Source organism: Roseimarinus sediminis (assembly GCF_050433125.1).
In the GTDB taxonomy this organism is placed as follows: Bacteria; Bacteroidota; Bacteroidia; order Bacteroidales; family Prolixibacteraceae; genus Roseimarinus; species Roseimarinus sediminis.
Window position 1 is genome coordinate 1 of the sequence record NZ_JBNPXV010000023.1, and the last position, 15,724, is coordinate 15,724.

Below are 15,724 nucleotides of genomic sequence, written 5' to 3' on the forward strand. Positions count from 1 at the left end.
TGCCAAATATTTTTTCAAATTATTTGAAGTTTTTTTTCTCCCCTAAGCTAAGTGCCTAAGTAGCAAAAAAAAGGTGAACCAAGTTAGTAAATCTTTAACCTGTTGGTCAAGATCTACCCGGCCCTTTTTGGTAAATGTGTTTGCCTTTTCAGAATGTCAATAATCAACGTCGCTCCTACACAAATACTCGCCGTATCTCTCAAAGCGGCTGCAAAGAAACACCCTCTTTTTGCTTTTTCCAAATTTATTCTCAATATTTTTTGGACTGAAAAGTCAAGCTACACAAAGCAAGCTGTTTAACAATGAACTTTTTTTTAGACTAGCGCCAAGGAGTCATTTCTATTACAATAAAAACAACACTTTCTTGCCAAAAAGGTTTATTCGAATCGATAAATACCATCCAGGGGCAGGCAGTGAAAGATGTTCCGGAATACAAGCGGAAACATCCCCTGTTTGTCGCTTAACATTCAATTAACAGCCACTTTTAATATATTCATTCAAAACAAAACGTGCAAGTGCCTGAAAACATGCAAATAATGCAAACGTTTGCATTTCATTTAAGCACTGAGCTTCTGATTCTTATAAAAAGATAAAAGGAAGTTTACAGCATTCAGCTTACAAAAAATTTATATTTGCAGCCTGAAAACCAAAATCAACAAAAAACAAGTTATTACCATTGTACAACAGATAATTAGAAGCAATCATGAAGCAACTGAATCGAAACAACGCCACACATACTCAAAACTATCCCACCCGTATTCTTCAGTTTGGAGAAGGTAACTTTCTGCGTGCCTTTACTGACTGGATTGTCGATAAAATGAACAAGGAAGCAGGCTTTAATACCGGCATCGATGTGGTTCAGCCACTGGCCAACGGCATGATCGACCTGCTGAATGAGCAGGATGGTCTTTACCATGTATATCTGAAAGGAATTAAAAACGGGGAACCAATCACCGAGTATAGCTTAATAGATTGTATAAACAAGGGCATCAATCCCTACTCGGAATACGATGAATACCGCAAAACGATCTTAAACCCCGATTTGCGCTTTGTATTTTCGAATACCACCGAGGCTGGAATCAGCTGGGATGAAAACGATCGACGGGACATGGAACCCCAAAATTCGTTTCCCGGCAAAGTAGCATCCCTGCTCTATCAACGTTATAAGGCTTTTGAAGGCGATGCCTCGAAAGGCCTGATCTTTTTTGCCTGTGAGCTCATCGACCGAAACGGTGATATTCTTAAAGAACTGGTGTTACGACATGCCCAAAACTGGCAGCTTGAAGAGGCATTCACTCAGTGGGTGAATGAAGCCTGTTGTTTTTGCAGTACTTTGGTCGACCGCATTGTGCCCGGCTATCCAAAAGATGAAATTGAAAACATTCAGCAGGAACTGGGTTATGAAGACAAGCTGGTGGTAGTTGGTGAATACTTTCACCTTTGGGTAATAGAGGCACCTGAATGGGTGCAGGCCGAATTCCCTGCTGAAAAAGCCGGTCTCGACGTGAAGTTTGTAAGCAACATGAAGCGCTTCAGGGAACAAAAGGTACAGGTATTGAATGGCTGCCATACCGGAAGCTATGCGGTATCGTTCCTGAGTGGTATCGAAACCGTACGAGATGCCTATGAAAACCTTGAAGTTGGTAACTTCATGAAGGAACTGGTATACGACGAAGTGCTGCCGGTACTCGATGGCACTGAGAAAGAACTCAAGAAATTTGCCAACAAGATACTCGAACGTTTCGCCAACCCCTTTATCAGGCACCAGTGGCAAAGCATTGCCCTGAATGCCATGTCGAAATGGGAAACACGCAACCTGCCTTCGTTAATCAACTTTCATACTACCCATAACATGCTGCCTCAAAAACTGGTTTTTTCGCTGGCAGCCATGATTGCTTATTTTAAAGGTGAAGCCAACGGTGAGTGTTATCCAATAAAAGACGATCAGTGGATCCTCGATTTTTATAAAGAAGCCTGGGCCCAATGCGACGGCCGCCCCATCTCGATCTACCTGCTGACAGAAAAAGTACTGGCACTCGATAAAGTTTGGAAACAGGATCTGAACACAATCCCCAATCTGACCATTACGGTGAGTCACTACCTCTTTTTGATTCAACAGGTAGGAATGAAACGAGCGGTTAAAGCGGTATTGAGTGAAGACAATCCGTTGATGAAAATTACCATCGACAACATGAGTAAAAATTAAAAGTCACTGAAATGACAGATTATATCCAGATCAACCCTGCCGACAATGTAGTGATTGCCCTGAAAGCATTTTCTGAAGGCGACACCCTGAAAACAGGTGAACGCATTATCACCTTAAAGAATGATGTACCCAGCGGACACAAGATAGCGATTGAGCACATTGCAGCCGACGATAACATTATAAAATATGGTGCCCCCATCGGGCATGCCACTGTCAATATTGCTGAAGGGGAACATGTTCATACCCACAATTTGAAAACCAATTTGTCGGGCACCATCAATTACACCTTTGAGCAGAAGCTGAATGAGCAGAAGCAACATAAAAAGGAACTGACCTTCGACGGATATTTGCGCGGCAACAACAAGGCAGGCATTCGCAATGAACTGTGGATTGTTCCCACCGTTGGTTGCGTCAATGGTCAGGCCCAGCAAATGATCGATCTGTTCAAGGCCGAAATGCAGCCCGACGACATCGATGCCGTAGAAGTATTCAAACACAGCTATGGTTGTTCGCAATTGGGCGACGACCACGTCAATACCCAGAAAGCACTGGCCAGCCTCATCAGTCATCCCAATGCAGGCGGGGTATTGGTACTGGGACTGGGATGTGAGAACAATCAGATCGATCAGCTGAAAACCTTCATTGGAGCATACGATGAAAAGCGGGTCCGCTTTCTGGTTGCCCAGGAAGTAGAAGATGAAGTGGAAGTCGGACTGGAACTTTTAAAGGCCATTTACGAAGAAATGCGTCACGACCAACGCAGCCCCCTCCCCTTATCGATGCTGAATGTAGGCCTGAAATGTGGAGGTTCGGATGGTTTTTCGGGCATTACCGCCAATCCGCTGGTGGGTGCCTTTTCCGATTTTCTGGTAGCTCAGGGAGGAACGACCCTACTGACCGAAGTGCCTGAAATGTTTGGTGCCGAAACGCTTTTGATGGAACGTGCAGCCAACAAGGAAGTATTTAATAAAACCGTCAGTCTGATCAACGACTTCAAGGATTATTACCTTCAACATAACTTACCGGTTTACGAAAACCCTTCGCCCGGGAACAAAAAGGGAGGCATCAGCACCCTCGAAGACAAATCGCTGGGGTGCACGCAAAAAGGAGGAACAGCCACGGTGGTCGATGTACTGAAGTATGCCGAGCCCATCAGAACCAGGGGACTCAACCTGCTGTCGGCTCCAGGCAACGACCTGGTAGCGGCTTCGGCACTGGGTTTCAGCGCTTGCCACCTGGTGCTTTTCACCACCGGACGCGGCACGCCCTTTGGTAGTTTTGTTCCTACCATGAAAATTTCGACCAATACCGAACTGTATAATAAAAAACGAAACTGGATCGACTTTAATGCCGGCAGCCTGCTTGAAGGAAAAAGCATGGACGAAGTGCTCGACAACTTCATCGACAGGATCATTGCAGTAGCCAGCGGACAAAAATTAAACCACGAAAAAAGCGGTTTCAAGGAAATAGCCATCTTTAAAACCGGGGTAACCTTATAAAACTTTTAATTGGGATTTTAGCTTAACATCCGGTTACCTTAGGGTTTCCGGATGTTTTGCTAAAAAAAAGTCAGCAAAAAAAGTCATTGGTGAAAAGTCAATGAATCATTGGTCAGGAAGTCATTGGTGAAGAAGAATGAGTCAGGGAGTCATTGGTGAAAGCGTCATAAAGCCATAAAACATCGGCTTATTAAGCAATAGCTAATGACTTATTGACTAGTTAACTTATGACTGATGCTCATCACCAAATCCGGATATTCACAGCAGCAATTTCTTTTTTGCAGTGAGCATTTATTTTATAAGCACAGAAATATTTTTTATCGGCATAGAATTTCATTTTTATCGGCATAGATTTTTTTTATCAGCATGAAATTTTAACGCGCTGCATTTCGCTCCACACAGCCCTATTGTCTTCAATTGCTTAGCATTGTTTTCATAATTATTTTTGATTGCTTTTTATGCCGGTAATTATTCCGGGCAAGCAGGATGGCCACACTCGAACTACAACTTAATCTCGACCCTGTCATCAGGCCCATCGCTAAACTTTCTTCCTTTTTGCGGGTTTATAAGCTTTAAATTTTTAAACGAATAAACATGAAAACAGGCATAGGAATGTTTGGCGATCTTACATTCGATGTAACAAAGAATAAATTTCAATCGCCTGCAGAGCGGCTTCACGAGTTGCTTGAACAGGTGAAACTGGCCGACGAACTGGGCATCGACAGCTTCGTGCTGGGTGAGCATCACCGACCCGACTATGCTGTGTCGTCAACCAACATGGTGTTGGCAGCGCTGGCTTCGGTAACCAGGCAGATCCAACTGGCCAGCGGGGTGACCGTGCTCAGTTCGGCCGATCCGGTGCTGGTATACCAGGACTATGTTACCCTTGATTTGCTTTCGAACGGAAGGGCTGAGATCATTGCCGGACGTGGCAGTTTTACCGAGTCGTTCCCGCTTTTTGGTCAAAAGCTGGCCGACTACAATGAACTCTTTGAAGAAAAGCTTGAGCTGCTGCTTCAATTAAACAAGGAAGAAGTGATCGACTGGGAAGGAAAATTCAGGCCTGCACTGAAACAGCAAACGGTGTATCCGCGTCCCGAACGCCAGTTGCCCATTGCAGTAGCTGTAGGCGGAACTCCCGAATCGGTTTACCGGGCAGCACGACTGGGCCTGCCGGTCATGTTGGCCATCATCGGGGGCAGTCCGCGACAATTCAGACCCCTCATCGATTTCTACAAGGAAGAATACCTGAAACATGGTCACGACGAAGCCAAAATGGAAGTGGGCATCCATGCTCACACCTTTATCACACAGTCGAAGCAGGAATTGCTCGACAACTATTATCCGCTGTATGCAGCACAGATGGACCGTGTGGGAAGCAGCAGGGGCTGGCCTCCTTATAATAAAGGTCAGTTTCTGGCCGGGCTTGGACCAGCAGGTGCCCTATTCATGGGCGAAACCGAAGAAGTGGCCGATAAAATTCTGAAAACAGTTGAATTGCTCGGCATTCAGCGTTTTGTTGCCCACATCGATGTGGGCGGCCCGGAACATAAGGACCTGCTGACTTGCATCAATGCCTTTGGAACGGAAATCGTGCCTCAGCTGAAACAGCTTTCCGTCAGTATTTAAAAACAGTACACCTTATATTTATGAGCTTTCTAAAACCATTATTTATTGCATTGCTGTTATTGTCATTCGTCAATTCCAAAGCAGGCAACGATGAATTCAGTCATTTCGTGGTCAAAACCTTCGGTGAAAATGAACGCATTTATCACTGGCAGCGCTTTTACATGGCCGGACAACCTTCGCTTGGCGAACTCGAGGAACTAAAAGAACAGGGCATCACCACCATTATCAACTTGCGCGGAGAAGAAGAAAATGAAGATTTTGCCCTTGAAGCCTTCGATGAAGAAAAAATTGCCCTGGCAATGGGTTTTCAATACCAGAGCATTCCTGTTGCCGCTTACCGTGATTACACTCCCGAAAAGCTGGAAGCCTTTGCACGGGCCATTGAAACTTCCGAAGGTGACTTACTCATCCATTGCTCCGGAGCTTCGAGGGTCACCTATTTTATGATGGCCTGGCTGATCAGGTACCGGCAGGTCGATCGTAAAACCGCCGAGTTCTTTGGCGATCAAATGACCTATACCAACTACGTCGATTTATTGTTGAAAGAATAAAAAAGGCAGCACCGTCGCCGCAGAAATCAGTAACGGTGCTGCCTTTTCAATGCAGAAAAAGTTGAAACAGCCATTAATCGACGGTCATTAGCTGACCATCGAAGACGCGGGTTGCTCCTTTATTTGCTGCTATTTGAACCAGCCTGTCGCCATAACGCAGAGGAATTGACTCACCCGACAGGTTTTTAATTCTTGCCTGCAGCAGTTTGCCCTGTTCCCACTGAAGATCGACCTCGAAACCACCGCGTGCTTTTAAGCCACTTACACTGCCCGAAGGCCAGTCATCGGGCAAGGCAGGCAGCAGCTGAATTTCGCCGGCATGACTTTGCAACAACATTTCGGCAATGCCGGCTGTTCCTCCAAAGTTGCCGTCGATCTGGAAAGGCGGATGATTGTCGAACAGATTGGGCAGCGTCGACTTGCTCAACAAAGCCTGCAAGTGTTCGAGGGCTTTGTTGCCGTCGCCCAAACGGGCAAAAAAGTTGATGATCCAGGCACGGCTCCACCCGGTATGCCCGCCACCATGTGCCAGGCGGTAATCGATGGTACGTCGGGCAGCAGCTGCCAGTTCGGGCGAGCGGGTTGTGTTGATCTCATTTCCTGGATACAAACCATACAGATGCGACATGTGCCGGTGCCCCGGTTCAGGTTCCTTAAATTCTTTGGTCCACTCCATGATACGGCCATCGCTTCCAATACGAAGCGGGCTCAGTCGCGGGAGCAGTGCTTTCAGCGCTTCACGAAAAGCCTCATCGCTTTGGAGTACTTCAGCAGCAGCAATGGTATTGTTAAACAACTCACGGGTGATGGTCATGTCCATGGTTGGGCCCATGGTGATGTTGGAGATTTTTCCGTCGGGAGTTTCAAATTTGTTTTCGGGCGAACTTGACGGCCCTGTTACCAGGTAGCCACTTTCGGGATCTTCCACCAGGTAGTCGACAAAAAACAAGGCTGCTTCCTTTAGAATAGGGTACGATTGTTCGAGAAAGTCCCGGTCGTGTGTAAAAAGAAAATGCTGCCAGATGTGCTGGCAGGCCCAGGCGGCTCCCATGGGCCACATCCCCCACTCTGCTTTTCCAACCGCCGTTGTCCAATACCAGGCATCGGTGGTAAAGTGGGCCACAAAACCGCGGCTGTTGTACATGGTCCGGGCAGTTTCCCTGCCATGCCGGCGCAGGCTGTCGACCAGCGCAATAAAAGGAAGGTGACACTCGGCGAGGTTAGTCACTTCGGCCGGCCAATAGTTCATTTGAATATTGATGTTGATGTGATAGTCGGCACTCCAGGGTGGAACCAGGCCTTCGGCCCAAATTCCCTGAAGATTGGCTGCCAGGTCGCCGGGCCTCGATGAACTGATGAGCAAATAGCGGCCAAAATTGAAATACGTTTCGATTAGTCCCCGGTCGGTGGCACCCTGTTTCACCAATTCAAGTCGTTGGTCGGTTGGCAGTTGTGACCGATCGTCGGCATTTAAATCGAAGCTGACCCGGTTAAAGTAATGCTGATAATCGGCCATGTGTCGCTGCTTTGCCGAAGCATAAGTGACTTGCAAGGCATTTTTCATATCGGCTTCACAGGCTTCCTTTTCGTTTTCACCCCAATAATCGGTAGCGGCAGTAAGTACCAGCACCACTTCATCGGCCCCCACAATCAGCAAACTGTCGCCCTGTGCCTTCACTTCACCATTGATCGTACTTGCATTCAGCATGGAGAAATAGCGTACTCCGGGATTCATGTTCTGAACATCGACTCCGCCGGCAGTAACCTGTCCGTACATTACGATGGTGTTCCCTGCTGCTTCAATGCTTACATCCTTAGGACGCTTAAGGGCCAGCGACATGTTGATGCTGCCCGGCTCGCTGGCTGCAAAGCGAATGTACAGGGCCTGATCGGGATGACTCGAAAAACATTCGCGCTGATAATTCACTCCCCGATGGCTGTATGAAGTACTCAGCAACGCGTTTTCCAGGTCGAGTTGTCGTCGGTAATTGGTGACCCCTTCGTCGTGTCCGGTTTTAATGTACAGGTTGCCGAGCGTCTGGTACATGTTCCAGCTGCCGTTTCCCATGAAATCGTTCTCACACAAGGCTTGTGCGGCCTCGTAATCTCCTCCGAACAATAGCTTTCTAATTTCGGGCAATACCTTGTAGGCATCGGGCTTATCGGTGTACTGGTAGCGGCTGCCGGTCCATATGCTTTCTTCGTTTAATTGAATCCGTTCGTAGCCGGGATGTCCAAACACCATGGCTCCCAGCCGGCCATTGCCCGCAGGAAGCGCCTCATTCCACTCCGTGGCGGGCTGAAGCATATCAATGTGCTTATCGGCACTGGCAGTTAAAACTACACAGGTGGTGAGAAAGATGAGAATTAAGTACTTCATGGTTCGCTTGGTTTTCCTCGTCAATTGTTATCGCGATGCTTTCACTACAGGAGCAAATATACTATTCCTGCAGTACCTGAACCAATCAGCATGTTTTTACTTAGGTAGCCATTTGTCTAAAAAGGGCAAAAAACAAGAGGGCAGGACTAAAATCAAGCTATTTTAGTCCTGCCCTGCTTCAAGGTTTCCTGAAAACTTAGCTCCAGGTGACCTGAATTTCGGCAAATTCCTTTCCTTCAGAAATAGAAACGGTAAACTTCTATTCGTCTTGCATTCCGTCGATGGTGACAATGCTGCCATCGTCGTTGTATTCGAGTTCTACCACTTTCATGCTGCGCAGCCAGGTTTTTCCGCCCGAAGGCTTGCTGTCGTGATGAAACAAATACCACTTTCCCTTGTATTCAACAATGGAATGATGGGTGGTCCAGCCAACCACGGGTGTAAGTATCACACCACCATAGGTAAACGGACCGTAAGGATTATCGCCTACAGCGTAACACAGGAGGTGGGTATTTCCGGTTGAATAGGAAAAATAATATTTCCCCTTGTATTTATGCATCCATGGTGCTTCGAAAAAGCGGCGATTGTGATCGCCTGCCTTTAAGGGCTTTCCATAAGCATCGAGAATTACGATTTCGCGAGGTGTTTCGCCATACGAAAGCATGTCGTCCGACAAGCGGGCAACCCTTGCACCAATGGCCTGATCGTTGTCGGCCGGTTCCTGTCCGTCGGCATTGTATTGTCCGTTGGGCCAGCGCTGTAACTGTCCACCCCAGATACCTCCCCAGTAAATGTACTGTTTCCCGTCGTCGTCGACGAACACCGAGGGATCGATGCTGTAACTTCCCTTCATGGGTTCGGGCTGTGCCTTGTAAGGACCTTCGGGACGATCGGCCACGGCCACACCAAGGTGGAAAATACCATCAGGATCCTTGGCCGGAAAATACATGTAATAGTTGCCGTCCTTTTCTGCCACATCGTTCGACCACATTTGCCTTTCGGCCCAAGGAACGTCTTTCACATCGAGCGCCACTCCGTGATCGGTCGCTTTCGAAACCGCCTCATCGATGGAGTAAACATGAAAATCTTTCATGTCGAAATGATCGCCATTGTCGTTTTCGGGTATTCCCGACTCAATGTCGTGTGATGGGAAAACATACAGTTTTCCGTTGTAAACGTGGGCACGCGGATCGGCAGTGTAAATGCCGTCAATCAAATATCTTGGCTTTTTCTTCATAACAAATTCTTTTTCTATTCTACCTTATTTTGAAGCAGCGGCTGCTTTGATGATTTCGTTGACCACTGGTTTGGCCTGATTTTCACGATCGAACAAAACGGGATAATCGCTTCGTCCTCTGATGGGCCAGTTATTGCGCCATGTTTGACCATCGTTGAGTCCCCACATGGTTACCCGGCTGATTTTATCAGAATGTTTTAGGAAAACATTAAAGAAGTCCATGTAACGTTCGGTCCAAACCACCGAAGCGGAGTCGGTCAGTCCGTTGGGATAAGGGTTGTAAACCGGATCGGCCGCATAATTGAGGCTCACGTCGGCCGATACATCCCGCGAGGGCCAGGGCAAAACGGTCATATCCAGTTCGGTAATCATTACTGTACCCAGTTCGGCAAATTTCACAATGCTTTTCTCCATTTCTTCAGCTTCGGGGAAGGTCATGGTCAGGTGTCCCTGCATACCAATTCCGTCAACCCGCACTCCTTCGGCCTGCAAGTTTTTCACCAGTTGATAAATGGCCTCCCGCTTTTCGGGTTTCATGGTATTGTAATCGTTCAGGTAGAGCTCGGTTTCAGGGTCGGCAGCATGGGCAAATTCAAAGGCCAGCCTGATATAATCTTCACCGATGATCTGAAGGAAGCGGCTGTTTCGTAAGGTACCATCGTCGTTAAAACACTCGTTGACCACATCCCAGCCATCGATGCGCCCACGATAGCGCCCCACCAGGGTTTTGATGTGCGTTTCCATGCGGTCGATCAGCACTTCACGGCTCACCTCATTGCCTTCGTCGTCGGTAAAAAACCAGCGCGGTGCCTGTGAATGCCAGATCAGACAATGACCCACGATTTGCATATCGCGTTGTTCTCCAAATTCAACAAAGCGGTCAGCATCCTCGAAAAAGAATTCTCCTTCGCGGGGCTGAATCTTCTCACTCTTCATGCAATTTTCGGCCACAATCGAGTTGAAATGTTTCGTAACTACAGCCAAAGCAGAACTGTCGGGCTGATCGACCTGCCAACGATTGAGTGCAACACCCATCAAAAAATGATCGGCCAGTGCATCCTTCAAACCGTCCTCCTGTTTTTCACCAGGCTGGCAATTCACTGTCATGAAAAGAACCAGCAGTGCTATGAGTAATAAATGCAGTCGTTTCATTCTTCTAATATTTTATTATTTAACCCGTCGGACTTCGAGGTCTTCCTGTATTTTTTCGTTGAATTTCTTGGTAATGGTATAAAAGAATAAGGCAATTACACCAACAAAGAAGGTGGCTGCCGGAATGATACTGGCCGAAAGCTTGATACCCAAAATGGCCGATTCTGTTTGTTCAACATGAGGAACAAAGCCAAAGCTGTCGATGATGCCGCCACAAATGGCACCCCCAACCCCCAGTCCTGCCTTGAGGGCAAAAACAATCCCTGCAAATACAAAGCCGGTAGCCCGTCGATGATTCACCCATTCGGAATGGTCGGCCACATCGCCCATCATGGCCCACAAAAGCGGGATGGTAGGTGCATAAGCCAGACTTTTCAGAATATTGATGGTGAAAATAGCGCTGATGTTATCGGTTGGAACAAAGAAAAACATGGATGTAAACAATGCGGTTAATGCAAGGCAAATAATGAATACACTTCTTTTTCCAAAAATGTTTGATAAAAATCCTGACAGCAACATTACTCCCAGGAGGGTAATCACCTGACCGATCATATTGAACAAACTAAAGCCGACGGCAAATAAATTGCTGTGATCGCTCTTGGCAATCAGTCCGAATGCATCGAGGAAAGTATGCCAGATACCATATATTTCTCCATCGACATTCACCAGTCCAAAAGTTTTCAGGAAGGCAAACAGCGCATCTTTATTGACTACATAGTTAAAGTAATACGACATGCTGCTGCCCCACATGGCCAAGGTAATGAACAGGAAGAGCGTCAGCACAAACATGGCTTTCCACGGACGGCTTTTGATGATGTCCTTAAAGTCCTGCTTGATCGATGTTTTTTGCCCAACCGGAGGAGTGATTCTTTCCTTGGTTGAAAGAAAGGTGATTACAAATAGAACCACTGCGATGGCTGCAAATAAGATAATGGTAGCCGACCAGCCTTTTTCGGCATCTCCCTGACCAAACTTGGCAACCAGAGGAAGTGTTAATCCCTGCACCACAAAGGTGGCAATGGTGGCCGTGATAAAGCGGATGGATGAAATGCTGGTTCTTTCCCTGATGTTGCTGGTCATAACCCCACCCAATGAGGAATAGGGCGTATTGTTAAACGAATAGAGCGTCATTAATAAGGTATAGGTCGCTCCGGCCCAAAGAATTTTCCCGCGTTCACTCAAATCAGGGGTTGAGAAGGCCAGTATAAAAAACACAGCGAAAGGAATGGCGGTCCAAAGCACCCAGGGACGGTATTTACCCCAGCGGGTATTGGTACGATCGGAAATGATGCCAACCATCGGGTCGACAAAGGCATCGAAAATGCGGGCAAAGAGTAAAATCATACCAGCCGCAGTCGCTTTGATTCCAAAAACATCGGTGTAGAAATACAACTGGAACATCATCATCATCTGAAATACCAGATTCGCTGAGCCATCGCCAAGGCTGTAACCGATTTTTTCCCTTAGCCTGAGTTTTTGTGAAGCAGGTTTGTTCATCTTGTTAATTCGTCTAATAATTACTTTTAAAGTGAATGACAGCGTCAAGAAATACCAGCGCAGAATTTTTCAATTCATCCACCTTTCTTCCTGCCTGATCATTTTTTTTTATTTATTGGTAGCCAACAATCCATTAACTCCGAATCAAAAATAATTAATTATGAGGTGCCGAAGGGGTCATATTTGATCGCTATAATTACACCCTTATGCCAAATAGCATCCTAGCCACTGATATTATGACACTTAAACAAACACTGCGTATCGATGCTATCAATTTTTCCCCATAGGTTGATCAATATTTCAACTACATTAAGCGGGTAAAAATTGACAGTTTCCGCATGGTATGTTGAAAAAATCTCCCTCTGTGCATAAATTTACAGGTCGAAGCCAAACTAAATTCAAGCATTGAGGACATTGAACTGATCGGCTACATTTTGTTAATTCAGGTTAAAAAGCGCAGACCGGGCAATGGCTGAATAAAGAAAAGGTTTACATTTGTCATTTTACATGGTGATGATTCAAATGTTTTATAACGCAATTGGGAGCCACTAACTAAGATTAAATTAAATGAAAGAGAACCTGGTAATTATTCCGACCTACAAGGAGAAAGAAAACATTGAAAAAATTATTCGTTACGTGTTTCAGCTCTCCACCCCGTTTCATCTGCTCATTATTGACGACAATTCGCCGGATGGTACCGCAGCCATTGTCAAAGGCTTAATGAAGGAATTCCCCGAACAGCTTCACCTTGTTGAGCGGGAAGGTAAACTGGGACTGGGTACAGCCTACATCACGGGATTCAAATGGGCGCTGGAACATAATTACCAATACATATTTGAGATGGATGCCGACTTTTCGCACAATCCTGATGATCTTGAACGTTTGTACGAAGCCTGCCGCAACGGTGCCGATCTGGCGATTGGTTCGCGCTACGTGTCGGGCATAAATGTGGTAAACTGGCCACTCAAAAGGGTATTGATGTCGTATTTTGCCTCAATATATGTACGAATGGTTACCGGAATGAAAGTGCACGACTCAACCGCCGGATTTGTGTGTTACACCAACAAAGTATTAAGTACCATCAACCTTGATACCATTCGCATGAAGGGTTACGGCTTTCAGATTGAAATGAAATTTACCGCCTGGATGCACCGCTTCAATATTAAGGAAGTTTCCATCGTTTTCATCGATCGACAGGAAGGCGTATCGAAAATGAGTGGCGGCATATTCAGCGAAGCATTTTTTGGTGTTGTAAAAATGAAATGGCAAAGTTTATTTAGAAAATACGAAAGAAAGCACGATTAAAATGAACAGCTCCTCTCACGGGGCTGTTCTTTTATGGAAAAGAAAAAAGGATGAAAACACTCATAAGCAATGCCACCCTTGTAAACGAAGGAAAAAAATACAAAGCTTCGGTATTAATCGATGATGATCATATCAAAAGCATCATCAGAAACGGCAACCTTCCGGAACACGACCTGCTGGTCGATGGTGAGGGAATGCTGTTGCTACCCGGCGTAATCGACGACCAGGTACATTTCAGGGAACCCGGCCTGACGCATAAGGCAACTATTTATACCGAAGCCCGGGCAGCCGTTGCAGGCGGAGTAACTTCCTACATGGAGATGCCCAACACCAATCCGCAAAGCACCAGCATGGCTGCCCTGGAGGCGAAGTTTGCCCGGGCAGCCGAAGTTTCGCTGGCCAACTATTCGTTTTACATAGGAGCAACCAACACCAACATCGATGAAGTGCTTAAGGCCGACCCGGCACAAGTATGCGGCATTAAATGTTTTATGGGATCGTCGACCGGCAACATGCTGGTTGAAGGAGAAGGACTGATTCAACTTTTCAAAAATGCCCACATGCTTGTGGCCACCCATAGTGAAGAGGAAGCCGTGATCAAGGCAAATACTGAAATTTACCGGCAACGCTACGGTGAAGAGGTTCCCATCAGGTGCCACCCCGACATCCGCAGTGCCGAAGCTTGTTACCAGTCATCGTCGAAAGCCGTTGAACTGGCCGAAAAATATAATACGCGCCTTCACATTCTTCACCTTTCTACTGCCAGGGAAGTTGAACTTTTTAAAAGTGGCCGCCCCGACGAAAAGCGCATCACAGGCGAAGTATGTGTGCATCATCTGTGGTTTACCGACAATGATTACGATCAGTATGGTACCCTCATCAAGTGGAATCCGGCCATCAAATCGGTTCGCGACCGGGAAGCCTTGCGTGATGCCCTCAACAACAACCGGCTCGATGTAGTTGCCACCGACCATGCCCCTCACACGCTGGCAGAAAAAAATAACAGCTATTTCAATGCTCCTTCGGGCGGCCCACTGGTGCAACATTCGCTGCCTGCCATGCTGGAGATGGTCAATCTGGGGATTTTCACTTATGAAAAGGTGGTTGAAAAAATGTGTCATGCCCCTTCCCTTTTATTCATGATTGAAAAGCGGGGCTTTATCCGCGAAGGCTACAAAGCCGATCTGGTGCTGGTTGATCCCAATGCCAACAAAACGGTAACACGCGATCAATTACATTATAAATGTGGATGGTCACCTTTTGAAGGTACCAGCTTCAGTCACCATGTAAAATCGACCTGGGTGAACGGTCATCTGGCCTATGAAAATGGGAACTTCAATGAAAATAAAAAGGGCGAACGTCTTTTATTCAGTCGCTAATTAACGGTCGGTTTTAAAATAAGCCATCAATTGCTGTAAACGAACAGCCTCATCGGTAAGTGTGGCAGCACTTTGTGCCATTTCTTCGGCATTCGATGCATTGATCTGAGTTGCCTGGTTCATTTCCTGAATGGCGTTGTTTATTTGCTGCACACCGGCATTTTGTTCCGAAGCCGCCATTGCAATTTTCTCGATGAGCCGATTAATTTTCTCCATTTCAGGTACGACCACTTTTAACCGTTCAATGGCTTCGGCCGAATAATCGGAGCTGATTCGCGATACTTCATCAATTTCGCCGGCAGCCAGTTTGCTTTGGTCCGAAAGCAGACGGACCTGTTTGGCCACTACTGAAAATCCACGACCACTGTCACCGGCCCGTGCTGCCTCCACCCCGGCATTGAGCGCCAAAATGTTGGTTTGATAAGCTATGTCGCTAATGATGGCCACTTTTTCGGTCACTTCATTGAGGTACTCAATCGCCTTTAATGCGGCCTCACTACCTGTTTTTAAATCAGCGGCTGTCACCGAAGTGGCAGATTGGGTTTCCTGGGTATGATCGTTGCTGTTTTGAATTGTACCGGCCATTTCTTCCATCGATGATGAAATTTCCTCAATATTTCCTGCCTGAAGCGAAGCCGACTGCGCCAGTTCGGAAGCGGCTTGTTTCAACTGTATGCCCATATTCCCGATGGTGTCGAAACTTTTCTGCATCCCTTGCATAATCTCACGAAAACTGGCCGAAAGTTTTTCAACAGCGCGTGATATCACTCCCATTTCGTCATTCCGGTCAAGCATCTCCTGGCTAACTTCAACAGTCAAATCACCCGATGCCACCTTTTCGAGTTCCTCCATGGTTTTTTTCAAAGGGCGGCTTATAATGCGATAAGCC

Annotated in this window: 11 protein-coding genes; 6 read left to right on the forward strand and 5 right to left on the reverse strand. The window is 46.6% G+C overall.

The window, feature by feature from the left end:
- Positions 1-703 precede the first annotated feature (703 nt).
- From FHS86_RS18365 to FHS86_RS18380, 4 genes are all read left to right on the forward strand, one after another.
- Positions 704-2,206: a tagaturonate reductase gene (locus FHS86_RS18365; protein ID WP_429417283.1), complete on the forward strand. Its 1,503-nt coding sequence runs from the start codon at positions 704-706 to the stop codon at positions 2,204-2,206.
- 11 nt (positions 2,207-2,217) lie between these two features.
- On the forward strand, positions 2,218-3,705 hold the full coding sequence (locus FHS86_RS18370) for a UxaA family hydrolase (RefSeq protein ID WP_429417286.1): 1,488 nt from the start codon (positions 2,218-2,220) through the stop codon (positions 3,703-3,705).
- A 594-nt stretch (positions 3,706-4,299) separates the two neighbouring features.
- Positions 4,300-5,334 carry an LLM class flavin-dependent oxidoreductase gene (locus FHS86_RS18375; RefSeq protein ID WP_429417289.1) on the forward strand — a complete coding sequence of 345 codons (1,035 nt, stop codon included), beginning with the start codon at positions 4,300-4,302 and terminating at the stop codon, positions 5,332-5,334.
- A gap of 20 nt (positions 5,335-5,354) precedes the next feature.
- Complete coding sequence (locus FHS86_RS18380; protein ID WP_429417292.1) at positions 5,355-5,885, forward strand: protein tyrosine phosphatase family protein; 531 nt, start codon at positions 5,355-5,357, stop codon at positions 5,883-5,885.
- Positions 5,886-5,958: 73 nt separating this feature from the next.
- On the opposite strand, the gene FHS86_RS18385 is transcribed toward FHS86_RS18380, so the two are convergent.
- From FHS86_RS18385 to FHS86_RS18400, 4 genes are all read right to left on the reverse strand, one after another.
- Positions 5,959-8,265, reverse strand: a complete 2,307-nt coding sequence (locus tag FHS86_RS18385; RefSeq protein WP_429417295.1) for a glycoside hydrolase family 95 protein — start codon at positions 8,263-8,265, stop codon at positions 5,959-5,961.
- Positions 8,266-8,524: 259 nt separating this feature from the next.
- Positions 8,525-9,502, reverse strand: a complete 978-nt coding sequence (locus tag FHS86_RS18390) for a glycoside hydrolase family 43 protein (protein ID WP_429417298.1) — start codon at positions 9,500-9,502, stop codon at positions 8,525-8,527.
- A 24-nt stretch (positions 9,503-9,526) separates the two neighbouring features.
- On the reverse strand, positions 9,527-10,654 hold the full coding sequence (locus FHS86_RS18395; RefSeq protein ID WP_429417301.1) for an endo-1,4-beta-xylanase: 1,128 nt from the start codon (positions 10,652-10,654) through the stop codon (positions 9,527-9,529).
- Between the two features lie 15 nt (positions 10,655-10,669).
- On the reverse strand, positions 10,670-12,151 hold the full coding sequence (locus FHS86_RS18400) for an MFS transporter (RefSeq protein ID WP_429417304.1): 1,482 nt from the start codon (positions 12,149-12,151) through the stop codon (positions 10,670-10,672).
- 567 nt (positions 12,152-12,718) lie between these two features.
- On the opposite strand from FHS86_RS18400, the gene FHS86_RS18405 reads away from it, so the two are divergent.
- Together FHS86_RS18405 and FHS86_RS18410 are read left to right on the forward strand one after the other, a co-directional pair.
- A complete protein-coding gene (locus tag FHS86_RS18405; protein ID WP_429417307.1) occupies positions 12,719-13,456 on the forward strand; it encodes a polyprenol monophosphomannose synthase in 738 nt (245 codons plus the stop codon).
- Positions 13,457-13,506: 50 nt separating this feature from the next.
- Entirely contained in the window at positions 13,507-14,835 is a 1,329-nt protein-coding gene (locus FHS86_RS18410) for a dihydroorotase (protein ID WP_429417309.1), read from the forward strand.
- On the opposite strand, the gene FHS86_RS18415 is transcribed toward FHS86_RS18410, so the two are convergent.
- Positions 14,836-15,724: methyl-accepting chemotaxis protein (locus tag FHS86_RS18415; protein WP_429417312.1), on the reverse strand; the 889-nt coding region annotated here is incomplete at its 5' end.